23 protein-coding genes and 2 pseudogenes are annotated in these 24,999 nt (G+C 68.5%); 20 read left to right on the plus strand and 5 right to left on the minus strand.

The window, feature by feature from the left end:
• From B7G54_RS33625 to B7G54_RS40285, 6 genes and pseudogenes are all read left to right on the plus strand, one after another.
• A pseudogene (locus B7G54_RS33625) lies at positions 1-216 on the plus strand (amidohydrolase); the annotation flags it as partial.
• Between the two features lies 1 nt (position 217).
• On the plus strand, positions 218-679 hold the full coding sequence (locus B7G54_RS33630; protein ID WP_085043030.1) for a DoxX family protein: 462 nt from the start codon (positions 218-220) through the stop codon (positions 677-679).
• 26 nt (positions 680-705) lie between these two features.
• Positions 706-1,620, plus strand: coding sequence for a VOC family protein (locus B7G54_RS33635; protein WP_085043031.1), 915 nt, complete (start codon positions 706-708; stop codon positions 1,618-1,620).
• The gene (locus tag B7G54_RS33640; RefSeq protein ID WP_085043032.1) at positions 1,617-2,312 is read left to right on the plus strand and encodes a YoaK family protein; all 696 of its coding nucleotides are present in this window, start codon (positions 1,617-1,619) and stop codon (positions 2,310-2,312) included. Before B7G54_RS33635 ends, B7G54_RS33640 begins: the two co-directional genes overlap by 4 nt.
• Positions 2,309-3,781: an alginate export family protein gene (locus B7G54_RS33645; RefSeq protein ID WP_085043033.1), complete on the plus strand. Its 1,473-nt coding sequence runs from the start codon at positions 2,309-2,311 to the stop codon at positions 3,779-3,781. The genes B7G54_RS33640 and B7G54_RS33645 overlap by 4 nt, the downstream gene beginning before the upstream one ends.
• 54 nt (positions 3,782-3,835) lie before the next feature.
• Positions 3,836-4,336: a DUF3331 domain-containing protein gene (locus B7G54_RS40285; RefSeq protein ID WP_085043034.1), complete on the plus strand. Its 501-nt coding sequence runs from the start codon at positions 3,836-3,838 to the stop codon at positions 4,334-4,336.
• A 104-nt stretch (positions 4,337-4,440) separates the two neighbouring features.
• Here B7G54_RS40285 and B7G54_RS33655 read toward each other — a convergent pair whose 3' ends face one another.
• On the minus strand, positions 4,441-6,027 hold the full coding sequence (locus tag B7G54_RS33655; RefSeq protein ID WP_085043035.1) for an acid phosphatase: 1,587 nt from the start codon (positions 6,025-6,027) through the stop codon (positions 4,441-4,443).
• Positions 6,028-6,251: 224 nt separating this feature from the next.
• Here B7G54_RS33655 and B7G54_RS33660 point away from each other — a divergent pair, with 224 nt between their 5' ends.
• The 3 genes from B7G54_RS33660 to B7G54_RS33670 all read left to right on the plus strand — a co-directional run bounded on the left by B7G54_RS33660 (position 6,252) and on the right by B7G54_RS33670 (position 8,617).
• Positions 6,252-7,637 carry a cytochrome-c peroxidase gene (locus B7G54_RS33660; RefSeq protein WP_085043036.1) on the plus strand — a complete coding sequence of 462 codons (1,386 nt, stop codon included), beginning with the start codon at positions 6,252-6,254 and terminating at the stop codon, positions 7,635-7,637.
• 111 nt (positions 7,638-7,748) lie between these two features.
• Positions 7,749-8,135: a hypothetical protein gene (locus tag B7G54_RS33665; protein ID WP_085043037.1), complete on the plus strand. Its 387-nt coding sequence runs from the start codon at positions 7,749-7,751 to the stop codon at positions 8,133-8,135.
• Positions 8,136-8,146: 11 nt separating this feature from the next.
• Positions 8,147-8,617, plus strand: a complete 471-nt coding sequence (locus B7G54_RS33670; protein ID WP_085043084.1) for an NUDIX hydrolase — start codon at positions 8,147-8,149, stop codon at positions 8,615-8,617.
• Positions 8,618-8,753: 136 nt separating this feature from the next.
• Here B7G54_RS33670 and B7G54_RS38835 read toward each other — a convergent pair whose 3' ends face one another.
• Both B7G54_RS38835 and B7G54_RS33680 read right to left on the minus strand, forming a co-directional pair.
• Positions 8,754-9,959 carry a hypothetical protein gene (locus B7G54_RS38835; RefSeq protein WP_133059244.1) on the minus strand — a complete coding sequence of 402 codons (1,206 nt, stop codon included), beginning with the start codon at positions 9,957-9,959 and terminating at the stop codon, positions 8,754-8,756.
• A 316-nt stretch (positions 9,960-10,275) separates the two neighbouring features.
• Positions 10,276-11,985, minus strand: a complete 1,710-nt coding sequence (locus B7G54_RS33680; RefSeq protein ID WP_085043039.1) for a glutamine--tRNA ligase/YqeY domain fusion protein — start codon at positions 11,983-11,985, stop codon at positions 10,276-10,278.
• A 244-nt stretch (positions 11,986-12,229) separates the two neighbouring features.
• On the opposite strand from B7G54_RS33680, the gene B7G54_RS33685 reads away from it, so the two are divergent.
• Together B7G54_RS33685 and B7G54_RS33690 are read left to right on the plus strand one after the other, a co-directional pair.
• Complete coding sequence (locus B7G54_RS33685; protein WP_011351716.1) at positions 12,230-12,439, plus strand: ornithine acetyltransferase; 210 nt, start codon at positions 12,230-12,232, stop codon at positions 12,437-12,439.
• Positions 12,440-12,617: 178 nt separating this feature from the next.
• Positions 12,618-13,172: an RBBP9/YdeN family alpha/beta hydrolase gene (locus B7G54_RS33690; protein ID WP_085043040.1), complete on the plus strand. Its 555-nt coding sequence runs from the start codon at positions 12,618-12,620 to the stop codon at positions 13,170-13,172.
• 87 nt (positions 13,173-13,259) lie between these two features.
• Here the strand turns inward: B7G54_RS33690 and B7G54_RS33695 are convergent, their stop codons facing one another.
• The gene (locus B7G54_RS33695) at positions 13,260-14,480 is read right to left on the minus strand and encodes a CaiB/BaiF CoA transferase family protein (RefSeq protein ID WP_085043041.1); all 1,221 of its coding nucleotides are present in this window, start codon (positions 14,478-14,480) and stop codon (positions 13,260-13,262) included.
• A gap of 250 nt (positions 14,481-14,730) precedes the next feature.
• On the opposite strand from B7G54_RS33695, the gene alaS reads away from it, so the two are divergent.
• A complete protein-coding gene (gene alaS, locus B7G54_RS33705) occupies positions 14,731-17,355 on the plus strand; it encodes an alanine--tRNA ligase (RefSeq protein ID WP_085043042.1) in 2,625 nt (874 codons plus the stop codon).
• 194 nt (positions 17,356-17,549) lie between these two features.
• A pseudogene (locus B7G54_RS33710) lies at positions 17,550-17,699 on the plus strand (PAAR domain-containing protein); the annotation flags it as partial.
• Between the two features lie 85 nt (positions 17,700-17,784).
• Here B7G54_RS33710 and B7G54_RS33715 read toward each other — a convergent pair.
• Entirely contained in the window at positions 17,785-18,702 is a 918-nt protein-coding gene (locus B7G54_RS33715; RefSeq protein WP_085043044.1) for a LysR family transcriptional regulator, read from the minus strand.
• Between the two features lie 123 nt (positions 18,703-18,825).
• Here B7G54_RS33715 and B7G54_RS33720 point away from each other — a divergent pair, with 123 nt between their 5' ends.
• The 7 genes from B7G54_RS33720 to B7G54_RS33750 all read left to right on the plus strand — a co-directional run bounded on the left by B7G54_RS33720 (position 18,826) and on the right by B7G54_RS33750 (position 24,926).
• Positions 18,826-20,070, plus strand: a complete 1,245-nt coding sequence (locus tag B7G54_RS33720) for a YbfB/YjiJ family MFS transporter (RefSeq protein ID WP_085043045.1) — start codon at positions 18,826-18,828, stop codon at positions 20,068-20,070.
• Between the two features lie 121 nt (positions 20,071-20,191).
• Positions 20,192-20,728 (plus strand): NUDIX domain-containing protein, encoded by a 537-nt coding sequence (locus B7G54_RS33725; RefSeq protein WP_085043046.1) that lies wholly within the window; start codon positions 20,192-20,194, stop codon positions 20,726-20,728.
• Between the two features lie 145 nt (positions 20,729-20,873).
• Entirely contained in the window at positions 20,874-21,311 is a 438-nt protein-coding gene (locus B7G54_RS33730; RefSeq protein ID WP_060196811.1) for an acyl-CoA thioesterase, read from the plus strand.
• Positions 21,312-21,318: 7 nt separating this feature from the next.
• Complete coding sequence (locus B7G54_RS33735; RefSeq protein WP_085043085.1) at positions 21,319-22,254, plus strand: branched-chain amino acid ABC transporter permease; 936 nt, start codon at positions 21,319-21,321, stop codon at positions 22,252-22,254.
• Positions 22,247-23,476, plus strand: a complete 1,230-nt coding sequence (locus B7G54_RS33740) for a branched-chain amino acid ABC transporter permease (protein WP_085043047.1) — start codon at positions 22,247-22,249, stop codon at positions 23,474-23,476. The genes B7G54_RS33735 and B7G54_RS33740 overlap by 8 nt, the downstream gene beginning before the upstream one ends.
• A complete protein-coding gene (locus tag B7G54_RS33745) occupies positions 23,473-24,225 on the plus strand; it encodes an ABC transporter ATP-binding protein (RefSeq protein WP_085043086.1) in 753 nt (250 codons plus the stop codon). The genes B7G54_RS33740 and B7G54_RS33745 overlap by 4 nt, the downstream gene beginning before the upstream one ends.
• Positions 24,222-24,926, plus strand: a complete 705-nt coding sequence (locus B7G54_RS33750; RefSeq protein WP_085043048.1) for an ABC transporter ATP-binding protein — start codon at positions 24,222-24,224, stop codon at positions 24,924-24,926. The genes B7G54_RS33745 and B7G54_RS33750 overlap by 4 nt, the downstream gene beginning before the upstream one ends.
• Positions 24,927-24,999 lie beyond the last annotated feature (73 nt).

A 24,999-nucleotide genomic window follows, 5' to 3' on the forward strand; every position in this document is an offset into this window, starting at 1 on the left:
TCGCCGGTGCGCGCCTACGGCGGCTATGGCGGCTGGGGTGCGACGCAGCGCGACGGCGCGCCGCTGCAGCGCGCGGCGGCCGCCGCGATGTGCGGCTGCGCGAGTGCGTGCGGCATGCACGGTCATGCGCATGCAAGCGCATGGGGCCGCACGTTGCCGACCTCGGACGCGAAGGGCTTCTGGGGCGCGTTCGGCTGTTCGTGCTGGGCGGTCTGACATGGTGACTCCGAGCAATGGCGGCGGCGCCGGCAACCCGGCGTGGGTCCGAGCGCTGCTGGCGCAGCCGTGGGTCCTGCCGCTCGCGCGTCTGGCGCTGGTGTCCGCCTACCTGATCGGCGGTGTCGCGAAGGCGCTCGATTTCGACGGCGCAGTCGCAGAGCAGGCGCATTTCGGTCTGCACCCGGCCGCGCTATGGGCGGCGCTGGCGATCGCGGTCGAGATCGCCGGCTCGCTGTGCATCGTGCTGGGCCGCTTCACGTGGCTCGGCGCCGGCAGTCTCGGCATGCTGACGCTGGTCGCGATGGCGGTGGCCAACGATTTCTGGAACCGCACGGGCACCGAGCATTTCATGGCGCTCAACAGCTTTTTCGAGCATCTCGGGCTGATCGCCGCACTCGTGCTCGCGACCCTGCTCGCCGATGCGAAGCACCCGGCCGGCGACGGCCGCACTACTCGATGACGATGAAACAACCAGGAAACCCTGTGATGACTACCATTCGCTCCGTATTGCTTGCCGCGATGATCGCGGGCGGTCTTGCCGTCGCGCCGGTCGTGTACGCGAAGCCGCCGGCCGTGCCCGCGCCGGCACCGGTGCTGGCCGTCGGGCCGCAGTACGATACGACGCACGTGTGCGTGTCGCCCGACGATTTCGACCGTTTCACCGACAGCTTCGTCGCGACGTTCGGCGGCAAGAAGTCGAAGCAGGGCGTGTTCCAGGTTACGCCCACGCCGAGCCAGACGATGTCGCAGCTCGTGCTCACGCCGGTCGGCACGGTCTCGGTGTTCGGCTTCAAGACGCCGATCCCGTATCCGTTCTGCGCGGAGCGCACCGGCTATCTCGTCACCGATCTGGACGTCGCGATGAAGATGGCGCGCGCGCACGGCGCGGACGTGATCGTCGACACGTTCCCCGATCCGATCGGCCGCGACGCGATCGTCCGCTGGACCGGCGGCCTGAACATGCAGCTCTATTGGCATACGGAAGCGCCGCACTACGACGCGCTGGAGACGGTGCCCGAGAACCGCGTGTACGTGTCGCCGGAAAGCGTGCGCAAGCTGGTGCACGATTTCGTCAAGTTCTCGAACGGCAAGGTGGTGTCCGACAATCTCAAGGCGCCGGGCGTCGAGATCGGCCGGCCGAACGATACGTACCGCCGCATCCGCATCGAATCGGGCTTCGGCAAGATGACCGTGCTCGTGACCGACGGCCACCTGCCTTACCCGTTCGGCCGCGAGATGACCGGCTACGAAGTGCCCGATCTCGCCGCGACGCTGAAGAAGGCGCAGGCCGCAGGGGTGACGGTGCTCGTGCCGCCGTTCACGTCGGACGGCCGCGATGCGGCGCTCGTGCAGTTCCCGGGCGGCTACGTCGCCGAGATCCACGCGAGCGCGGCGCGATGAAGCACGAGGACACGATTCTTGCCGCGGTGGCCGGCTTCGTCGACACGCTGAGCTTCGTCGCGCTGTTCGGGCTGTTCACTGCGCACGTGACGGGCAACTTCGTGCTGATCGGCGCGGGCATCGCGGGCTTCGGCCAGGGTGTCGTGCTGAAGCTCAGCGTGTTTCCCGCTTTCGTGTGCGGCGTGATCGCGAGCAGCCTGATCGCGCGCGCGCTGTCCGCGCGACCTGCGTGGCAGGGCACACGCGCACTGCATGCGGTGCAGGCCGTGCTGCTGCTTGGCTTCTGCGCGGCCGGCGTGTGGGCGACGCCCGTCACGCAGCCCGACAGCTTGCCGGCGCTCGTGGCCGGCATCGTCGGCACGTTCGCGATGGGCGTGCAGAATGCGCATCCGCGCGTGATTCCGCGCGCGGGCGTGCCGAACACGGTGATGACCGGTAACGTCACGCAGGCGATCCTCGACGTCGTCGACATGCTGTCCGCCGGCACGGCCGACAGCGTGCGTGCGGCGGCGCGCGCGCGTTTCGCGAAGATGCTGCCGGCGATCGTCGCGTTCGCGCTCGGCGCGGCGTGCGGGGCGCTCGGGTTCCGCTATGTCGGCTTCCTGGCGCTGCTCGCGCCCGTTTGCGCGCTCGCGGTGCTCGCGCTGTGCGCGGCGCAATCCGTCGCTGTCGTGACGAAGGAGCGCGCATGAGCGGGCAGCGGGAACGGGTGCATCGCGGTCGCTGCTTCGATCGGGCGGCGCGCGCGTCCGTCGTCGCGGGGCTGCTGTTCGCCGGGCGCGGTGCGGCGTTCGCGGAAACGTCACCGGAATCGGCGCCGGCCACGGATAGCGCCGCCTCGACATGCACGGCCAAGCGGCCGACCGTGCTGTTCAACCGCTGGCAGGAGGACTGGTCGGTGCTTGCGAATCCGTGCGTGCCGCGCGCACCGCTCGACGGCCTGAAATACCTTCCGCTCGGCAACGATCCGGCCTCCTATGTGTCGCTCGGCGTGAACCTGCGCGAGCGCCTCGAGACCAACGACGCACCGCTGTTCGGCATCGGCTCCGCGCAATCGGATACGTACCTGATCCAGCGCGTCGAAGTGCATGCCGATGCGCATCTCGGCCAGCACTGGCAGTTCTTCGTGCAATTGCAGGACGACCGTGCGTTCGGCAAGAACACGATCTCGCCGGTCGACAGGAACCCGCTCGATCTCGAGCAGGCGTTCGCGACCTACACGGGCGCGCTCGGCGGCGGCACCTTCAAGCTCCGCGTCGGCCGGCAGGAGATGGCATTCGACTTGCAGCGCTTCATCGCCGCGCGCGACGGCCCGAACGTGCGGCAGGCGTTCGATGCGGTGTGGGCCGACTACGAATACCGGAAGTGGCGCTTCATCGCGTATGCGACGCAGCCCGTGCAGAGCCGCACGGTGTCCGCGTTCGACGACGTGTCGAACCGCGACCTCACGTTCAGCGGCGTGCGCTTCGAGCGGCAGTCGGTGGGGCCCGGCGACCTGTCGGGCTACTGGTCGCGCTACAACCGCAGCAACGCGCGTTTTCTCGATGCGAGCGGCGCGGAGCGTCGCGACGTGTGGGACCTGCGGTACACCGGGACGCAGGGTCGTTTCGACTGGGACCTCGAAACGATGCTGCAGACCGGGACGGTCGGCAGGAATACGATCGGGGCGTGGGCGGTCGGTTCGATTGCCGGCTACAAGCTCGATGCACCGTGGTCGCCACGCGTCGCGTTGCAGGTCGATGCGGCGTCGGGCGACCGGCATCCGCACGACGGTCGTGTCGAAACCTTCAACCCGCTGTTTCCGAACGGCTATTACTTCACGCTGGCCAGCTTCACCGGGTATTCGAACCTGATCCACGTGAAGCCGTCGGTGACGCTGAAGCCGTCGCCGAACCTGTCGCTGCTCGGCGCGCTTGGCTTCCAGTGGCGCGAGACGACCGGCGATGCGGTCTACCAGCAGGGCAACGCGGTGGTGCCGGGCACGGCAGGCAAGGGCGGGTTGTGGACGGGGATGTACGTGCAGTTGCGTGCGGACTGGACGATCGCCGCGAACCTGATCGGCGCGATCGAGGCCGTGCATTTCCAGGTCGGCGATGCGATCCGGCAGGCGGGCGGGCACAACGCCGACTACGTCGGGGTCGAGCTGAAGTATGGGTGGTAGCACGCTTGCCGCGGCGCGTGCACCGGCGAGTGGCCGCCCGATGCGTGGTGCCGGATGAATGCGCGTGTGCAGGTGCTCGCTTTTTCGGACGAGAAGCTGATCGTACGCAGGCTTGCGCCGGGCGCTGCGGCGCAGCGCTGGACGCCCGGGCGTGCGCTCCGCTCGGGCCGTTGCGCGCTGTCCGGCGAGAAGATCGTTTGCGGCGATGCCGTCTTCAGCCCGCGCGGGTGTACGCCATTCGACCCGAATGCCATGATCCTGGCTGCGGCGCTTGAGCGTCCGCGCGCACCGACGGTCCGCCCGCATGTACAGGTGCTCGAGCGCTCGGCGCAGCTGCTGGTCGTGCGCTGGGTGGAACCGGGGCGTGCGCACTTCGGCGAGCAGCACTGGAAACCCGGGCGCGCACGGCAGGCCGGTATCTGCGTGCTGTCGGGCGCGCGGATCGCGTGCGGGGACGACGTGTTCCGCCCGAGCGGACGGCCGGCGCCACCGAATGCACGCGCGATGATCCTGGCCATCGCACTCGACGGCGCCGAGCGGACGCGCGGCGGGTGACGCGTCGCGCACGTGCATGCGTTTGCGCAATGACAAAGGGCGGCTGAAGCCGCCCTTTGCCGTGTTGCGGCCGGCATTGCGCCGGCCGGTGCATCGCGATGCCGTTACAGGTTCGGCGACAGCGCGAGCGCGTTCGTCAGGTCGCCCATCGGCTGCCCGCCGTTGGCCTTCAGCGCGTCGTCGCGCTGTTGCAGGCCCGCGAGGCGCGGCAGCGAGAAGCGGCGCGTGATGAAGCGCAGGATCGACGCGGTGTCGTATTGCGTGTGGTCGACGAAGCCCTTCTTCGAGAACGGCGACACGATGAGTGCCGGAATCCGCGTGCCCGGGCCCCAGCGGTCGCCCTTCGGCGGCGACGCGTGATCCCAGAATCCGCCGTTTTCGTCGTACGTGACGACCACGACCATGTTCTTCCATTGCGGGCTCGCCTGCAGGTGGGCGAGCACGTTCGCGATGTGCTGGTCGCCGCTCGCGACGTCCGTGTAACCCGGGTGCTCGTTCAGGTTGCCTTGCGGCTTGTAGAACGCGACCTGCGGCAGCGTGCCCGCGTCGATCGCCTTGATGAACTCGCTGCCGTCGGTGCCGCCGTCGAGCAGGTGCTGCGCGCGGTTCGCGCTGCCCGGCGCCTGGTTCGCGTAGTAGTTGAACGGCTGGTGGTGCGGCTGGAAGTTCGGCGCCGTCATGTTCGGGCCGTAGATCACGTTCGCCGTGCCGCTCTGTGCGGCTTGCAGTGCCTGGTTCCACGCACCGCTGTACCATGCCCACGACACGCCCGCGTTGGTCATCAGGTCGCCGATGTTCTGCTGCGACTGCGGCGGCAGCGTCGTCGCGGCCGACGGATCCGCAAGGTTCGGGTCGCCGCCCGATGCCGCCTTGTTGCCGCTCGGCTGGTACGGCGGCTGCATCGTGTTGATCGCGTAGAAGTCCGGCGTCAGGTTGCCCGAGTTCACGAACTTCGGCACGCCGTCGAGCGCGGAAGCCGGTGAGTTGCTCGCGAGCTGCAGCGACTTGCCGTCGGCCGCGACGGCCGAGATCGAACCGGCGGCCGGGCTCTTGTCCGCGTTCGCGTAGAACGGCGCGCACGCGCAGATCAGGTACTGGTGGTTCAGGAACGAGCCGCCGAACGCGCCCATGAAGAAGTTGTCGGCCAGCGTGAACTGCTGCGCGATCTTCCACAGCGGCAGCTTCGTCGCGTCGGGCGTGTAGTGGCCCATCACGAGGCCGCCCGAATCGGCCCACGCGGCGAACATGTCGTTCTTGCCGCCGTTGATCTGCATCTGGTTCTCGTAGAAGCGGTGATACAGGTCGCGCGTCGTCACGCTCATCGGCGTATTGAAGCCGTTCGGGTCGTCGATTGCGAACGGTGCGTTCGGCAGGTTGGCCGTCATCGCCTCGGTCACGGCCGGCGTGACGCCCTTCGCGGTCAGGCCGCCCCAGGCCTTCGGCAGCGTCGCGAGCGGCTGGCCGTTGCGGTCCTTCTGCTGCGCGCTTGCCGCAGTCACGTTCTGCAGGCCGTTCGCGCCCGGGAAGTTGCCGTACAGGTTGTCGAAGCTGCGGTTTTCCGCGTAGATCACGACGACGTTCTTCACCGTCGACAGGCCTTGCTGCTGCACGTCGTCGCCGCCGCAGGCGGTGAGGGCGGCGGCCGCGGCAACGGCGATCGGTGTAAAGCGAATCCAGGCGTGGTTTTTCATCCGTTGTACTCTCTATCTCTCTCTTGTCGCGTGGGGAACCGGAGCATTCGTGTACCGCCGGTTCGCGAGGTGACCGTGGCATGTCCGGCTGTAAGCATTTTGAGGGTGCGATTTGACAGGCGGGTGTAGGCGTCCTTTCGATTGCCTGTCGGCGAGGCGTCATGTAACGGTCATGCGGCTGACATAAACTCCGGCCGCTCCTGAACCCACTTTCCGACGAATCGATGAAGCCTCGCCAACCGACAGCCGCCGCGTTCGCGCGTTCGTGGCTGCACCTGACCGGCGCGCTCGCGCTGGCCACCACGCTTGCAACCCTTGCCGGCTGTGACGGACAGCCGGGAGCGGGCGCGCCGCCCGTGCAGGCCGCGAGCGCGGCGAGTGCGCCGGGCGCCGCGAACGTGGTTGCGTCCGCAACGGTTTCCGCCAGCGGCGCGGTGGTCGAGACGAACCGGCCGCAGACGCGGGCACAAGTTTACGAAGGCGTGCGCCGGATGACGGCGCTCGGCAAGCAACTCTTCTTCGACCCTGCGCTGTCAGGTTCCGGCAAGCTCGCGTGCGCGTCGTGCCACCGCCCCGATCACGCATTCGGCCCGCCCAATGCGCTCGCCGTGCAGTTCGGCGGCGACGACATGAAGCGCCCGGGCTTTCGTGCGGTGCCGTCGCTCAAGTACCTGCAGGGCGTGCCGCAGTTCACCGAGCACTTCCACGACTCCGACGACGAAGGCGACGAGAGCGTCGATGCGGGCCCGACGGGCGGCCTCACGTGGGACGGCCGCGTCGACACGGGGGCCGAGCAGGCGCGCATTCCGCTCACGTCGCCGTTCGAGATGAACAGCTCGCCCGCGAGGGTCGTGCAGGCCGTGAAGGCCGCGCCGTATGCGGACGAGTTCCGCGCGGTGTTCGGTGTGAAGGTGCTCGACGACGACGCGGCCACGTTCAAGGCCGTGCTGCGCGCGCTCGAGACGTTCGAGCAGACGCCCGAACTGTTCTCGCCGTACACGAGCAAGTACGACGCGTATCTCGCCGGCCATGCGCAGCTCACGCCGGCCGAACTGCGCGGTCTACAGTTGTTCAACGACGAGAAGAAGGGCAACTGCGCGAGCTGCCACATCAGCCAGCGCGCGCTCGACGGCACGCCGCCGCAGTTCAGCGATTTCGGGCTGATCGCGATCGCGGTGCCGCGCAACCGCGCGCTGCCCGTCAATCGCGACCCGCGTTTCCACGATCTCGGCGCGTGCGGCCCCGAGCGTACCGACCTGAAGGGCCGCGACGAATTCTGCGGGCTGTTCCGCACGCCGTCGCTGCGCAACGTCGCGCTGCGCAAGACGTTCTTCCACAACGGCGTGTATCACACGCTGGAGGACGTGATGCGCTTCTACGTCGAGCGCGACATCCATCCGGAGAAGTTCTACCCGGTCGTGCACGGCAAGGTGCAGATCTACGACGACCTGCCGAAGCGCTACTGGCCGAACATCAACCGCGAGGCGCCGTTCGACCGCAAGCGCGGCGAGCAGCCGGCGCTGAACGCGGCCGAGATCAAGGACGTGATCGCATTCCTCGGCACGCTGACTGACGGATATCAGCCAACGGCCGCGCCGGCCGGCCACTAGAAGGCGGCGTCCACGGCACGCATGCTATCCTCGCTCGCTGACAGGCGCAGTGTGCGTGCCGGTTCGCCGGCATGCACCGCGCCGTTCGATCGAACATCCAAGGAGAACAACATGTCGATGCGTGCATCCCTTTCCGTCGTCACGCGTGTGCTGGCCGGCGCCGCGTGCGCAGCCGCGATGCTGCCCGCCCATGCGCAGAACAACCTGAACTTCCTGAACGACACGCCGCTCAGCTACTTCAGCAAGACCGACCGTGCGTCGCTCTCCAAGGCTGTCACGCAGGTGCGCGACGAAGGCAAGGACGGCGAGGCCACGACGTGGCAGAGCAGCGGCCGCGGCACGCAGATCGATGCGAAGCTGACGCCGGCCACGACCGAGACGGACGGCAAGACCTGCCGTGAAATCGCCACCGAAATCACCGCGAAGGGCCAGACGATGACGCTCAAGCCCGTCTATTGCAAGACCGACGCGGGCAAGTGGCAGCTGCAGAAGCGCTGAGCACGCGCGCGATGAAGCGGGGCGGCGCGCCGCGCACGGTGTCGTGCGGCGTCGTGATCCTCGATGCGGCCGGCCGCGTGTTCCTCGCGCACGCGACGGATACCACGCACTGGGACATCCCGAAGGGGCAGGGCGAGCCGGGCGAGTCGCCGGCCGACGCGGCGCTGCGCGAGCTGCTCGAGGAAACCGGCATCGCATTCGCGCCGGCCCGGCTGCTCGATCTCGGCCGCTTTGCTTACCGGCACGACAAGGACCTGCACCTGTTCGCGGTGAAGGTGGCCGAAGGCGAGATCGATCTCGCGCAGTGCACGTGCACGTCGCTGTTTCCGAGCCGTCGGGACGGCTCGATGATTCCCGAGATGGATGCGTATCGCTGGACCATGCCCGTCGACATCGACGCCTATGCGAGCCGCAGTCTCGCGCGGCTGTTTCGCACGAAGCTGTCGCTGGTGGATTTGCATCGGCGGTTGATGGGCGGGTGAATGAGCGCGGCAGATTCCGCTGCCACGTGATCTGCCTTCGCTGCGGCGCACGCAATAAAAAACCGGCCCAGGGGCCGGGCGATGCCCGGTCTTTTCCAGAAGCGGGGCCGGTACGGGCCACCGCCACCTGTTCGGTTCACATCTGTTGATGCGAGCGCGGAACCGAATTGATCATGAACTCGCCCATCTGATAACGCATCGCGATTTGCCGGATGCCTTGCAGGTCGTCCGGCTTTTGCGGACCGATCACCATATAGTGATCGCCGGTCCCGCCTTTCATTTCGACATACTCGTGCCAACTCTTCTCGTTGGTCGAGTCGATCTTGACCTTGGTGTCCTTGTTGTCGGGAAAGATCAGAACCTTTCCCTGTGCGTTGATCTGATTGATCATCTCGACGGCAGCCTGCTCGGTCATGTCCTCCGGGTAACCATTGCGATTCTGCATCACATGGACGAGGAAATCGCGCTGTCCATCCGTCTCGACCATCTTGCGCAACGCGTTGTTTCCGACGTCGAAGCGAAGCACCTCCTGAAGGTTCTCCTTGGCGCCCGGCTTGTTCCAGACCGAAGCAATTTGGTTTTGTGCGGCGGTCTCGTGCCCGGTCGTCAGATAGAATCCTTTGCCGAATTCTCCCTCTCCACTGTCCACATTGACCCGTGCGTGATCGAAGTGGCGAAGCGCACTCGGCCGGGTGACGTGTGCGAGGGAGGTCGTGGTCGCCGGGTTCAGTTCGGTCGGAACCGCATGCGCCGTGGGTGTTCCAAGGTCCCAATTCTTCGGGAACCCATCGTTGGAGGGGTCCATTTCACCGGGGAAAACGCGAAACTGGCTCTTGGTCTCGTCGAAAAATTCCACACCCGGCCGAGAGTTGTTCACTTGCTTGAGGTGGTCGATAAGTTCTTTCGGAGAGCTATATTGTTTGAGGGCATCCGTTTTCTCGAGGAATCTGAGCGCCTCCTGGAGCCTAGGAGGGAGTTCTTCCGGCAGCTTCCTTTGTTTTCCTGCCGCTACGTCGCCCGCCGACGTGCCGACTTTCGACGCATTGGCTGCATACCATTCCGCCCAGTCCTTGGCGCCTCCTCTCGTCGGCGCCGGTGAAAAGCCGGTTTCCGGTGCGGGTGCCGATGCCGATGACGCGCGTGCGGAGGGCAGGGGGGCCCTGTTCGTTACCAGTGTCGCCGTACTCGAATGAGGCGTCAAAGCCTGGAGCTGCGGTGACGATCCGCCTTCCGATACGCTCCCGCCGGGACGCGAATTGTCGGGGCGCGGGGCGATAACCTGGGATGTTTCCAACTGCCGCATGCTCGGTGACGAACGGTTAATTCCCGACGGGCTGCTCATGGCCAATGCTCCATTTTGAGACGTGTGAAAGCCAGGCTCATCGGATCGTCCTGGCGAGTGCCTGACTATCGCCCAGCGTCTTCGGCGCGCTTGCGCCACCCACGAATCCGCGCACTGAAATCCGAAGCGCGATGGCAACCCGGCGCGTCATGCGACGCGATTGCAAAAAAAACGCCACCCGTTCTATCGGGTGGCGCTGCTAATAAAAAATGCCGTTCAGTTCTTGACTGAACGGCATTAGGCCCAGGGGCCGGTTTTTCATGGTCACGCGACGGTGGCTTTCGAAGCCGCGCACCGCCGCGCGCGCAGCACGCCGTTATGCCGGCTTGCCCCAGCTGTCGCGCAGCCCGACGATCCGGTTGAACACCGGCTTGCCGGGCTTCGAATCGACGCGATCGGCAACGAAGTAGCCGTGACGCTCGAACTGCAGGCGCGTTTCCGGTGCGACGTCGCCGTTGCCCGGCTCGACGTACGCCTGCACGATCTTCTTCGAATCGGGGTTCAGCGCCTCGAGGAAGTTCGCACCGCCCGCGTCCGGATGCGGCTCCTTGAACAGGCGGTCGTAGATCCGCACTTCGGCCGGTTGCGCATGCTTCGCGCTGACCCAGTGGATGTTGCCCTTGACCTTGTACGTGTTCGCGCCTTCGGTGCCCGACTTGCTGTCCGGGAAGTAGTTGCAGTGCACGGCCGTCACGTTGCCGTCGGCGTCCTTGTCGAAGCCCGTGCACTCGATCACGTAGCCGTAGCGCAGGCGCACCTTGTTGCCCGGGAACAGGCGGAAATAGCCCTTCGGCGGGTTCTCGACGAAATCCTCGCGCTCGATCCACAGCTCGCGCGAGATCGGGAACGTGCGCACGCCGCGGTCCGGGTGGTGCGGATGCACAGGCGCCGTGCAGGCTTCCTCGAGGTCTTCCGGATAGTTGTCGATCACGAGCTTCAGCGGATCGAGCACGGCGACCGTGCGCGCTGCCTTGTCGTCGAGGTCGTCGCGCAGCGCGCCTTCGAAGATGCTCATGTCGATCCACGAGTCGATCTTCGTCACGCCGATCCGCTCGCAGAACAGGTGGATGCTCTCCGGCGTGAAGCCGCGGCGGCGCACGCCGACGATCGTCGGCATGCGCGGATCGTCCCAGCCGTCGACGTGGCCTTCGGTGACGAGCTGCAGCAGCTTGCGCTTGCTGGTGATCGCGTACGTGAGGTTCAGCCGCGAGAATTCGATCTGTTGCGGCAGCGGGCGCGTGAACATGCCGGCGTCCGCGAGTTCGTTCAGCACCCAGTCGTACAGCGGGCGGTGATCCTCGAATTCGAGCGTGCACAGCGAATGCGTGATGCCTTCGAGCGCATCCGAGATGCAGTGCGTGTAGTCGTACATCGGATACACGCACCACGCGTCGCCGGTGCGGTAGTGGTGCGCGTAGCGGATCCGGTAGATCACCGGGTCGCGCATGTTCATGTTCGGCGAAGCCATGTCGATCTTCGCGCGCAGCACGTGCTCGCCTTCCTTGAACTCGCCGGCCTTCATGCGGCGGAACAGGTCGAGGTTTTCCGCCGGCGTGCGCTCGCGGAACGGCGACGGCTTGCCGCCTTCCGTCAGCGAGCCGCGGTTCGCGCGCATTTCATCGGCGCTCTGGCTGTCGACATACGCCTTGCCGCGCTGGATCAGCAGCTCGGCGAACTCGTACAGCTTGTCGTAGTAGTCGCTCGCGAAGTACTGGTGATCGACCGCGTCCTTGCGCCAGTCGAAGCCGAGCCAGCGCACCGCGTCGACGATCGAGTCGACGTACTCGACGCTTTCCTTTTCCGGGTTCGTATCGTCGAAGCGCAGGTGGCACACGCCGCCGTAGTCGCGCGCGACGCTGAAGTTCAGGCAGATGCTCTTGGCATGGCCGATGTGCAGATAGCCGTTCGGCTCGGGCGGGAAGCGCGTCTCGACGCGCCCCCCCCATTTGCCGGTGCGGTTGTCGTCGTCGATGATGTTGCGGATGAAATTGGAAGCCGCGGGGGCGTCGTTGCGTTCGGTGCTCATGCGGATGGCGTCAGGTTGTGTCGGCGCGTCGCGCCGGTTTAATCCTGTGATTCTACCTGACCGGGGTCCGTCCCGCGCGGCTTGCGGCATGGCGGGGGCGGGTTTCGACGGATTATCTCGATATTGTGTCGGCTGTAACACGACGTAAATCGGATTGCCCGGGCCGTTTGGCGTTGCCTATGATGGCTTCACCGATTCAACGCCGCCGTTCGGGTTGCCGCGCGGCGGGAGGAAACTAAAAATCATGATGAAGAAGACCACGTTTATCGTTCGTACCGCCGTGATCGTCGCGGCCCTGTCGCAACTCGGCGCATGCGCAATGACGCATACGCAGCGCAATGCCGGCATCGGCGCGGCCGCGGGCGGCGCGCTCGGCTACCTGGTGACGGGCGGCCCGCTCGGCACGGTCGCGGGCGCCGCGGCGGGCGGCATCGTCGGTGCGAACGTGCGCTGACCGTTGACATGACGCGGGCCGCCTGCAAGGCGGCTTGCCGTCCGGTCGCGACGCTGCGTTCGACGCGTCCCGACCCCACGCACATCCTTCCGGTATCAGACAGGCAGCATCAGGGAGGAACGGGTATGCGACACTGCGTCGACGCCACATAACGATTTCACTCGTCGACGCACCTTCCATGAGCCGATTCCCCGTTCTCGTCCTGCCGGGCTACGCCAATTCGGGCCCGCTTCACTGGCAGAGCCGCTGGGAGCGTGCCGATGCACGTTTCTCGCGCGTCGCGATGCCCGACTGGGACCGGGCGTTCCGCAACGGCTGGTGTCTCGCACTCGATCGCGCAGTCGAAGCCGCGCGCGGGCCGGTGCTGATTGCCGGCCACAGCCTCGGTACGCTGACCACCGCGTGGTGGGCGACGCGCTATGCGCGCCCGGCGGCGCTCGCGAAAGTGCGCGGCGCGCTGCTCGTCGCGCTGCCTGATCCGCACGGCCCCGCGTTTCCGGCCGATGCGCACGGCTTCGGGCCCGTGCCGTACGAACGGCTGCCGTTTCCGACCTGCGTCGTCGCCAGCAGCGACGATCCGTATGGCTCGCTCGCCTTTGCCCGCACCTGCGCGAACGCATGGGGCAGCGCATTCCGCGAGATCGGAGCGCGTGGCCACATCAATGCGGACAGCGGGCTCGGCGACTGGCCCGATGCGCGCGGCTGGCTCGACGCGCTCGCCCACTGCGATTGACCGTGCGGGGCGGGGCAGTCGATGCGGCCACCTCCGCCTGCCCGCCCGCACCCGCACCCGCACCCGCACCCGCACCGGCCGCCGTGCTCAGATCGCCTGTTTCGCCCGCAGCGCGGCGATCTTCGCGTCGTCGTAGCCGAGCATGTCGCGCAGTACGTCATCGGTCTGCGCGCCGAGCAGCGGCGGCGCCGTGCGTGCGTCGGGCGGCGTCGCGCTCATCCGGATCGGGTTGCGCACGAGCTTCGCATCGGCGCCGCACGGGTGCGGCAGCGACACCTGCATCCCGCGCGCGACGACCTGCTCGTTGTCGAACACCTCGTCGAGGTCGTTGATCGGCCCGCATGGCACGCCGGCCGCTTCGAGCACACCGATCCAGTCGGCCTTGTCGCGCGTCTTCACCATCTCCGCGAGGATCGGCACCAGCGTGTCGCGGTGGCGCACGCGCGACGGGTTCGTCGCGAAACGCTCGTCGTCGGCCAGCTCGGGCCGGCCGCCGGCCTCGACGAACTTGCGGAACTGCCCGTCGTTGCCGACCGCGACGATGATCCACCCGTCGCGCGTCTGGAACGTCTGGTACGGCACGATGTTCGGATGCGCATTGCCCCAGCGCACCGGGGGCTTGCCGCTCGCGAGGAAGTTGGTGTTCATGTTCGCGAGCAGCGCGACCTGCACGTCGAGCAGCGCCATGTCGATGTACTGGCCTTCGCCCGTCCGGTCGCGGTGCGCGAGGGCGGCGAGCACCGCGATCGTCGAGTAGAGGCCGGTCGCGAGGTCGGCGATCGCGACGCCGGCCTTCTGCGGGCCGCCGCCCGGCTCGCCGTCGCGCTCGCCGGTGATGCTCATGAAGCCGCCGATCCCCTGGATGATGAAGTCGTAGCCCGCGCGATGCGCGTACGGGCCCGTCTGGCCGAAGCCGGTGACCGAGCAGTAGACGAGGTCGGGCTTCACCGCGCGCAGCGATTCGTAATCGAGCCCGTATTTCTTCAACTGGCCGACCTTGTAGTTCTCGAGCACGACGTCGCTCTGCGCGGCGAGCTCGCGCACGATCTGCTGGCCCTCGGGCGTCGCGATGTCGACCGTCACCGAGCGCTTGTTGCGGTTCGCCGCGAGGTAGTACGCGGCCTCCGCGGTATCCGCGCCGTCCGCGTCCTTCAGGTACGGCGGCCCCCAGTGGCGCGTGTCGTCGCCGGCGCCCGGGCGCTCGACCTTGATCACGTCCGCGCCGAAATCGGCAAGCGTCTGCGCGCACCACGGGCCCGCGAGCACGCGGGTGAGGTCCAGCACGCGGATATGGCTCAGGGCACCCATCGTCGAATCGTCTCCTTTCATGGCTGGCCTTGTCGGGCCAGGCCGGTTGGCATGCCAAGCATCTTAAGGCGAATTCGCCGCGGGAGTGGCCCAGCCGGGCCGGCCGGAGGGCCGAGCCGCTTTGCCGGCGCTTTGCCCGGAAGCCGGCCCCGATCCCGTATAATCGATCGTTTCCGAATCCATGCCGCCGCGCGCCCCGCCTGGGGCGCCGGCGTTTGAAGCCGTCTTTGCCAGACTGTCCCCGCACGCCATGAAAGCTGCCGAAATCCGCGAGAAATTCCTCAAATTCTTCGAATCGAAGGGCCACACGATCGTCCGCTCGTCGAGCCTCGTGCCCGGTAACGACCCCACGCTGATGTTCACGAACTCGGGCATGGTCCAGTTCAAGGACGTGTTCCTCGGCACGGATCCGCGTCCGTACTCGCGCGCCACGACGGCGCAGCGCAGCGTGCGCGCGGGCGGCAAGCACAACGACCTCGAGAACGTCGGCTACACGGCGCGCCACCACACGTTCTTCGAGATGCTCGGCAACTTCTCGTTCGGCGACTACTTCAAGCACGACGCGATCAAGTTCGCGTGGGAACTGCTGACCACGGTCTACCAGCTGCCGAAGGAGAAGCTGTGGGTCACGGTCTACCAGGAAGACGACGAGGCCTACGACATCTGGGCGAAGGAAGTCGGCGTGCCGACCGAGCGCATCATCCGGATCGGCGACAACAAGGGCGCGCGCTACGCGTCGGACAACTTCTGGACGATGGGCGACACCGGCCCGTGCGGCCCGTGCACCGAAATCTTCTACGATCACGGCCCGGACGTGTGGGGCGGCCCGCCGGGGTCGCCTGAAGAAGACGGCGACCGCTACATCGAGATCTGGAACCTCGTGTTCATGCAGTTCAACCGCGACGCGCAGGGCAACATGACGCGCCTGCCGAAGCAGTCGGTCGACACCGGCATGGGCCTCGAGCGCCTCGCTGCGGTGCTGCAGCACGTGCACAGCAACTACGAGATCGACCTGTTCCAGAACCTGATCAAGGCCGCCGCGCGCGTGACCGAAATCAGCGACCTCACGAACAACTCGCTGAAGGTGATCGCCGATCACATCCGCGCGTGCTCGTTCCTGATCGTCGACGGCGTGATTCCCGGCAACGAAGGCCGCGGCTACGTGCTGCGCCGGATCGTGCGCCGCGCGATCCGCCACGGCTACAAGCTCGGCCGCAAGGGTTCGTTCTTCCACAAGCTGGTGGCCGACCTCGTTGCCGAGATGGGCGTTGCATATCCGGAGCTGAAGGAAGCCGAACAGCGCGTGACCGACGTGCTGCGCCAGGAAGAAGAGCGCTTCTTCGAGACGATCGAGCACGGCATGTCGATCCTCGAAGCCGCGCTGGCCGACGTCGAGGCGAAGGGCGGCAAGGTGCTCGACGGCGAGCTCGCGTTCAAGCTGCACGACACCTACGGCTTCCCGCTCGACCTCACGGCCGACGTGTGCCGCGAGCGCGGGATGACGGTCGACGAGCCGGCGTTCGACGACGCGATGGCGCGCCAGCGCGAGCAGGCGCGTGCGGCCGGCAAGTTCAAGGCGGCGCAGGGCCTCGAATATACGGGCGCGAAGACCACGTTCCACGGCTATGAAGAAATCGCGTTCGACGACGCGAAGATCGTCGCGCTGTACGTCGATGGCTCGTCGGTCAACGAAGTGAAGACCGGCCAGGACGCGGTCGTCGTGCTCGACCACACGCCGTTCTACGCGGAATCGGGCGGCCAGGTCGGCGACCAGGGCGTGCTCGCGAACGCCGCGACGCGCTTCGCGGTGGCCGACACGCTGAAGGTGCAGGCCGACGTGATCGGCCACCACGGCACGCTCGAGCAGGGCACGCTGAAGGTCGGCGACGTGCTGCGCGCCGAGATCGACGCGCACCGTCGTGCGCGCACGCAGCGCAACCACTCGGCCACCCACCTGATGCACAAGGCGCTGCGCGAAGTGCTCGGCGCGCACGTGCAGCAGAAGGGTTCGCTGGTCGACGCGGAAAAAACCCGTTTCGACTTCGCGCACAACGCGCCGATGACCGACGACGAAATCCGTCGCGTCGAGCAGATCGTCAACAACGAAATCCTCGCGAACGCGCCGGGCATCGTGCGCGTGATGCCGTACGACGAAGCGGTGAAGGGCGGCGCGATGGCGCTGTTCGGAGAGAAGTACGGCGATGAAGTGCGCGTGCTCGACCTCGGCTTCTCGCGCGAACTGTGCGGCGGCACGCACGTGCATCGCACCGGCGACATCGGCTTCTTCAAGATCGTCGTCGAAGGCGGTGTCGCGGCCGGCATCCGCCGTGTCGAGGCGATCACCGGCGACAACGCGGTGCGTTACGTGCAGGATCTCGACGCCCGCATGAACGAAGCGGCAGCCGCGCTGAAGGCGCAGCCGTCGGAACTCACGCAGCGTATCGCGCAGGTGCAGGACCAGGTGAAGTCGCTCGAGAAGGAACTGGGTGCGCTGAAGTCGAAGCTCGCATCGAGCCAGGGCGACGAGCTCGCGCAGCAGGCCGTCGAAATCGGCGGCGTGTTCGTGCTGGCCGCGACGCTCGACGGTGCCGACGCGAAGACGCTGCGCGAAACGGTCGACAAGCTGAAGGACAAGCTGAAGAGTGCGGCGATCGTGCTGGCGGCCGTCGAAGGCGGCAAGGTCAGCCTGATCGCGGGCGTCACGCCCGACGCGAGCAAGAAGGTCAAGGCCGGCGAGCTCGTGAACTTCGTCGCGCAGCAGGTCGGCGGCAAGGGCGGCGGCCGTCCGGACATGGCGCAGGCTGGCGGCACCGAGCCGGCGAACCTGCCGGGCGCGCTGGCCGGCGTGAAGGGCTGGGTCGAAGAGCGGCTCTGATCCTGCGCTGCGCCGGGTGCTTGCGAGAGCACTGCGTCGCATGACTGGCAAGCAATCCGTTACCGGGATTGCCTGAAACGACCCGATCGGCATTGGCCGGTCGGGTCGTTTTGCATTGGTCGGGGTTCAGCGGCTATCGATCAGGCTGCACGCAACGCCGGTGTGGCGGTTCCTGATCTCAAGTGCATCATTCACGACGCACGTGCCCGATACACGGCCCCTGTGTGATCGTCGAAGGCGATGTGGCGTTCGACGTAGAAGGGCAGTCTGCGGCATTCGACGGACACAAGACCTCGTGCGGAGCAACCTTGATTGCGTCGCTTGCTACATCCGGGCGCGCATAGCGAAACGGCAGTGTCCGGGTAGCCCGGACAAGACGCCCGGCATTTAAGATCGTTGCGTGCTCAGCCTGACTCGCACCTGTCCGTCTCAGGCCGGCAGCGCTGCGCGCGGCTTCGCCGCACCATCCGGCTGCCCTGCTGCTGCGTCGCTCAACGCATCGCGCAACGCGGCCAACGCGGCCGACGCATAACCCTGCCGCCACGCGAGCAGCGTATCGATGCCTTCCAGTTCGGGGATCACGTGCGCGGTGATGTTGCCGGTCTCGGGCTGCAGGTCGAGCACCGACCTTGGCGCGACTGCGACGCCCGCGCCGGCCGCGACGCACGCAACGATCGCGTGATACGAACCGAGCTCGAGCACGCGCGCGGCTTTCACCCCGTGCGCCGCATACCACCGCTCGACGTATTTCCGGTATGTGCAGCCGCGCTCGAATGCGATCAGCGTCGGCAGGATCACGTCGCGCGGCGTGCGCACCGGCGGATGGCCGCGGGGAGTGAGCAGCACCAGATCCTCGCGGAAGATCGGCACCGTCTCGAACGTGTCGGGCAGCGTGTCGGGCGCGGGCGGTCGCGCGAACAGCGCGGCGTCGATCTCGAAGTCGCGCACGCGGTCGATCAGCCAGCCCGTCGTGCCCGTCAGCAGTTCGAGCGACACGTCGGGCCATGCGTGGTGATAGCGCGCGAGCACAGTCGGCAGGCGGCTGGCGGCCGTGCTCTCCATCGTGCCGAGCCGCAGGCGCCCGCGCGGCGTGTCCTCGCGCACCGCGTCGCGCGCCTCGTCGGCGAGCGCGAGCAGGCGCTCCGCATACGGCAGCAGCGTGTGCCCGGCCGGCGTCAGCACGAGCCGGCGGCCGTCGCGCACGAACAGCGCCGCGCCGAGTTCTTCCTCGAGCTGCTTGATGCGCGTCGTGACGTTCGACTGCACGCGATTGAGCTTCGCCGCCGCACGCGTCACGCCGTTCTCGCGCACCACGGCCCGGAAAATCGCCAGCGCCGCCAGGTCCATGATTCTCTCCGAGCGATGAGTTGATTCTTAATTATTCATTTTTCGAGAACGTTTGGTCAAGCTACGATGGAAACATTCCGATTCCCGATCCGGCCGGCGCGTTGAGCGCCGGCCCTTGCCGCCATGTCCCGCTCGAATGCCCCGACCGCCGCCGCCGGCGCGCCTCCTGCCGATGACGCCGACCGCCGCGCCCGCACGGCCGCGCTGGCCTGCATGGTCGGCCTCGCAGTCGTGCTCGGCGTCGGCCGCTTCGCGTTCACACCGCTGTTGCCGCTGATGCTCGCGGACGGCTCGATCGGCTTGAAAGCCGGCGGCTGGCTCGCGTCGGCGAACTACGCGGGCTATTTCGTCGGCGCGGTCAGTTGCGCTGCGCTGCGCGTCGCGCCCGCGCGAATGGTGCGCTTCGGGCTCGCGGCCACCGTGTTGCTCACCGCCGCGATGGGCGTCGGCCACCTGCTGCCGGTGTGGCTTGCGGTGCGCTTCGTCGCGGGCGTAGTCAGCGCATGGACCTTTGTATTCATCTCGCAATGGGGGCTGCGGCGGCTGGCCGAACTGTATGCGCCGGAGTGGAGCGGGGTGATCTACGCGGGGCCCGGCGTCGGCATCGTGGTGACGGGGCTGATCGGCAGCGCGCTGGCCGGCCAGCGCGCTGCGTCGGGCTGGCTCGGCTTCGCGGCGCTGTCGGCCGTGCTGTCGGTCGCGATCTGGCGCACATTCGCGGCCACCCCGGCGCAAGCCGTGCCATCGGGCGGTGCCGCGCCGCATGCGGCCGCCGCAGCCTCCGTGGCGCCGGCCGACTCGCGCCGCCCGCGCGCGGACGCCGCATGGCTCGTCGTGCTCTATGGCATGCCGGGCTTCGGCTACATCATCACCGCGACGTTCCTGCCCGTGATCGCGCGCACCGCGCTGCCGGCCGGTTCGCCGTGGCCCGACCTGTTCTGGCCGATGTTCGGCGCGGCGCTGATCGTCGGCGCGATCACCGCCGCACGGCTGCCCGGGCACTGGGACAACCGGCTGCTGCTGGCGGCCGGTTGCGCGACGCAGGCGCTCGGCATTGCCGCCGGGGTCGTGTGGCCGAACGCGGCCGGTTTCTCGGTCGGCAGCGCGCTGCTCGGCCTGCCGTTCACCGCGATCACGCTGTTCGCGATGCGCGAGGCACGGCGTTTGCACGGCGAACGGGCGGCCGGGCTGATGGGCTATGCGACCGCGTCGTACGGGGTCGGGCAGATTCTCGGTCCGCTCGTCGCGGCGCCGCTGGCCGCGCGCTTCGGGTCGTTCTCCCCGGCGCTGTGGGTTGCGGTGGCCGCGCTGCTGGTCGGCGCCGCCGGCTTCGCGGCGACCGCCGCACGCGGGCGCCTGCAACCCTGATCCCGGCGGGGACGGATCGTCTGCGGCACGGGCAAACTCGCTAGAATGAAGCCTTTCCCGCGCCGAGCGGGTGCGCGGGCAGCCGGCTGGCGGCCGTCCGGCGCCTGCCAGATCCCCATCGATGACCACCGCCGATTACCGCTTTTGCCCGCGCTGCGCGAGCCCGCTCACCGAGCGCGCCGATCCCGACCATGAAGGCGGCCGCATTCGCCAGGCGTGCCCCGACGACGGCTGCGGCTATGTCCACTGGAACAACCCGTTGCCCGTCGTCGCCGCGATCGTCGAGCTCGACGGCAAGATCCTGCTCGCGCGCAACGCGGCCTGGCCCGAAGGCATGTTCGCGCTGATCACCGGCTTCCTCGAGAACGGCGAGACGCCCGAGGACGGCATCGCGCGCGAGGTATTCGAGGAAACCGCGCTGAAGGCCGAGCACGTGTCGCTCGTCGGCGTCTACGAATTCATCCGCAAGAACGAGCTGATCATCGCGTACCACGTGCGCGCGTCGGGCACGGTCGCGCTGTCGCCGGAACTGCTCGAATACAAGCTCGTCGATCCGCCGCTGCTGCGCCCGTGGCGCGCCGGCACGGGCGTCGCGCTCGCCGACTGGATGCGGGCGCGCGGCCTCGATTTCGAGTTCGTCGACCGGCCGGGGCAGTGACGGGCCGGGCCGCCAGCAGCGTTGCATCCGCCGTGCCGCGAGCGATCGCGGCGCGGCGCGCTGCTTCTTGCCGGCGCGCCGCGTCATGCGGCCGCCGCGCTTCGTCCTCATCGCTTCCATCGTCCTGACCGCCATCGCCATCGCCATGTCCGACAAGCCGCAACCGCGTCCGCGCGACGCCTATCGCCACTTCCTGCCGATCACGACCCGCTGGATGGACAACGACGTCTACGGCCACGTGAACAACGTCGTCTACTACAGCTACTTCGACACGGTCGTGAACGAATACCTGATCCGCGCCGGCGTGCTCGACGTCGAGCACGGGCAGACGATCGGCCTCGTGGTCGAGACGCAGTGCAACTACTTCGCGCCGCTCGTGTTTCCGCAGTCGGTCGACGCGGGGCTGCGGGTGGTGAAACTCGGCACGTCGAGCGTGCGCTACGAGGTCGGCCTGTTCGCGCAGGGCGACGCGTCACCCGCCGCGCAGGGGCACTTCGTGCACGTGTACGTCGATCGCGGCACGCGCCGGCCGGTGCCGTTGCCCGATGCGCTGCGCGCCGCGCTCGAGCCGCTCTCGGCCTGACTCCGCCGTGCACGCGTTCGCGCTCCAGGCCTTCAACGGCCTCAGCTACGGCTTGCTGCTGTTCATGCTGTCGGCCGGGCTCACGCTGATCTTCAGCGTGCAGGGCGTGCTCAACTTCGCGCATGCGAGCTTCTACATGCTCGGCGCGTATGTCGGCTACAGCATCGCGGCCAGCGTGGGCTTCTGGCCCGCGCTGGTGCTCGCGCCGCTCGCGGTCGGGTTGCTCGGCGCCGGCTGCGAACGTGCTCTGCTGCGCCGCGTGCAGGCGCGCGGCCATACGAGCGAACTGCTGCTGACCTTCGGCCTCGCATACCTGATCGGCGAAGGCGCGAAACTCGTGTGGGGCCTGGCGCCGCTGCCGGCCCCCGTGCCGGCGCTGTTCGACGGCGCACCCGTGACCGTATTCGGCCTCGCGCTGCCGCGCTACCGGCTGTTCATGATGGGGATGTCCACGGCGATGCTGGTCGCGCTCGGCGCGCTGCTGCGCGCATCGCGCATCGGGCTCGTGGTGCGCGCGGCGCTCACGCACCGTGCGGCCGTCGAGGCGCTCGGCTACGACGTGCCGCGCCTGATGACGGCGCTGTTCGGCGCGGGCACCGCGCTCGCGGCACTGGCCGGCGTGATCGGCGCGCCGCTCGCGGTGATCGAACCCGCGCTGGCCGAAACCGTCGGTTCGGTCGTGTTCGCAGTCGTCGTGATCGGCGGGCTCGGCTCGCTCGGCGGCGCGTTCGCGGCGTCGCTCGCGGTCGGCTTCGCGCAGACCTTCGCGGCCTCGAGCGATACGTCGCTGCGCGACCTCGCGCAATGGGCCGGCATCGCGCTGCCCGACAGCGTGGCCGCGGTGTCGATCGCGCAGCTTGCGCCGCTGGTGCCGTACCTGCTGCTCGTCGCGGTGCTGGTCGCGCGGCCGCGCGGGCTGTTCGGCGAGCGTGCCGATGCGTAGCCGCCCGTTCGCCGGCGTCGCGCGCGGGTTCCTGTTCGCCGCATGCGTCGCGCTGCCCGCGTGGCTGTGGCCGCATGGCGCGGTGCTCGGCTATCTCGCGCAGACGGCCGCGCTCGTCGTGCTCGCGCTGTCGTACAACCTGCAGCTCGGCACGACCGGGCTGCTGTCGTTCGGGCACGCCGCGTTCGCGGGCCTCGGTGCGTTCGCGGCCGCGCACTGGTTCAACCACTTTGGCGGCCCGCTGCCGCTGTTGCCGCTCGTCGGCGGCGTGGCCGGCGCCGGTTTCGGCTTCGCCGCCGGGCTGCTCGCGACGCGCCGTTCGGGCACCGCGTTCGCGATGATCACGCTCGGGCTCGGCGAATGCGTCGCCGCCGCCGCGTGGAGCGTGCCCGCCTGGTTTGGCGGGATCGGCGGTGTGCCGATCGACCGCGCAAGCGGCACGCCGTGGGGCGGCTGGCATTTCGGCGCGCCGGCGCAGGCTTATGCGGTGATCGCCGCGTGGTGCGTCGCGTCGGCGTGGGCGATGCATGCACTGACGCGCACGCCGTTCGCGCGGCTCGCGAATGCGGTGCGCGACAACCCCGTGCGCGTCGCCGCGCTCGGCACCGATCCGCGCCGTGTGCGGCTCGCGATGGTGACCTGCGCGTCGTTCTTCGCAGGCATCGCCGGCACGCTGACGCTGATCGACGTCGAGATCGCGACGCCCGACAGCGTATCGATGGCGCGTTCGGCGACCGTGCTGATTGCCGCGGTGATCGGCGGCACCGGCGCGTTCTTCGGGCCGGCGGCCGGTGCGGCCGTGCTGACCGCGCTGAGCATCGTCGTCGCGGGCGTGTCGCGTGCATGGGCGCTGTATCTTGGCGTGCTGTTCGTCGCGATCGTCGTGGCCGCGCCGCGCGGCATCGCCGGGATCGTGCAAGCGCTCGCGCATGCAATGCGGCGCGGCGCGCCGGTGGCCGAGCGGTGGCGCATGCTGTGCGCGGCCGGCGCGTGCGTGTTCTGGGGCGTGGCGATCGTCTGCGCGGCCGAGCTCGGCTATGCGTGGCGCTTCGGGCAGGACGACGGCGCAGGCTTCGCGTTCGGCGCATGGAGCATCGATGCCGATACGCCGGTTGGCTGGGCCGTCGCGTGCTCGGCAGCCGGTATCGGCACGCTGCTGTGGGGCTGGCGCGCGCGGCTCGTGCCGGGCGGGCGGCCCGGCAGGCGGGAGGACGGGCGATGAACGGCAACGCGATCGCGCTTCACGGCGTCGTGCAGCGCTTCGGCGCGCAGACGGTGCTCGACGGCGTCGAGCTGAGCATCGCGGCCGGCGAGCGCCATGCGCTGATCGGCCCGAACGGCGCGGGCAAGTCGACGCTGTTCGGCGTGATCGCCGGTGCGGTGCGGCCTACGCGCGGGCGTGTCATGCTGCATGGCGTCGAGCTGCGCGGGCGCGGGCCGGTCGTCGCGAGCCGGCTCGGCGTCGGCCGCAGTTTCCAGCAGACGAGCGCGTTTGCGCGACTGACCGTGTTCGACAACCTGCGCTGCGCGGCGCTGCATGCGCCCGCCGAACGGCGGCGCTGGTGGAACCGGCTGCGCGAATCGGCGTCGGTCGATCGCGCGGCCGAGCGCGTGCTGCACGACATCGGCCTCGATGCGCACCGCGCCACGCCGGCCGCCGAGCTGAGCTATGCGGAACAGCGTGCGCTCGATCTCGGGATCGCCCTCGCGAGCGGTGCGCGCACGCTGCTGCTCGACGAGCCGACAGCCGGCATGAGCCGTGCGCAGGCGGCGCGGATGATCGCGCTGATTCGTGCGACGACCCAGGGCCGCACGGTACTGCTGATCGAACACGACATGGATGCGGTGTTCGGCTTCGCCGAACGCATCACCGTGCTCGTGCGCGGCACGGTGGTCGCGACCGGCGCGCCCGATGCGATCCGCACCGACCCGGTCGTGCGCGCGGCCTATCTGGGCGAGGGCAGCCGGTGAGCGCGTTGCTCGATATTCGCGACCTGCGCGCCTGGTACGGCCTGCAGCCCGTGCTCGACGGCGTCGATCTCGCGCTTGCGCCGGGCGAGACGCTCGCGCTGCTCGGCCGCAACGGCTCGGGGCGCTCGACGCTCGCGAAGGCCGTGATGGGGCTCGTGCGCACGGCCGGCTCGGTGCGCATCGCCGGCGCCGAATGCGTGGGCGCACGCACGTTCGAGATCGCGCGGCGCGGCGTCGCTTACGTTGCCGAAAGCCGCGACGTGTTTCCGCTGCTGACGGTACGCGATAACCTGCGGCTCGGGTTGCGCGGTGCCAGCGGTGCGGCCGAACGCGCGGCGCTCGAACGCCTGTTCGACCGTTTTCCGTTGCTGGCCGCCCGTGCGGGCGTCAAAGCGGGGCGGCTGTCGGGCGGCGAGCAGCAGGTGCTCGCGCTGGTGCGTGCGCTGGCCGGCCGCCCGCGCGTGCTGATCGTCGACGAACCGGCCGAAGGGCTCGCGCCGCTCGCGGTCGACGAAGTCGGCGCGTGCCTGGCTGCGCTGCAGGCCGACGGCGTCGCGATCGTGCTGATCGAGCAGCGGCTGCAGTTCGCGCCGCGGCTCGCGCGGCGCGTCGCGGTCATGGGGCGCGGACGGATCGTCTACGACGGCGCGCTCGACGGCCTGGGCGGCGAGGTCGCGAACGCGTGGCTGAGCGCCGCCTGACGGCGCCGACGCGATTGTTCGGTTATCCCCGCCAGTCAATTCGTGTCGAGCCGCTTTATCGCCGCCGTCCGGC

The sequence above is a fragment of the Burkholderia puraquae genome, assembly GCF_002099195.1.
Taxonomy (GTDB): Bacteria; Pseudomonadota; Gammaproteobacteria; order Burkholderiales; family Burkholderiaceae; genus Burkholderia; species Burkholderia puraquae.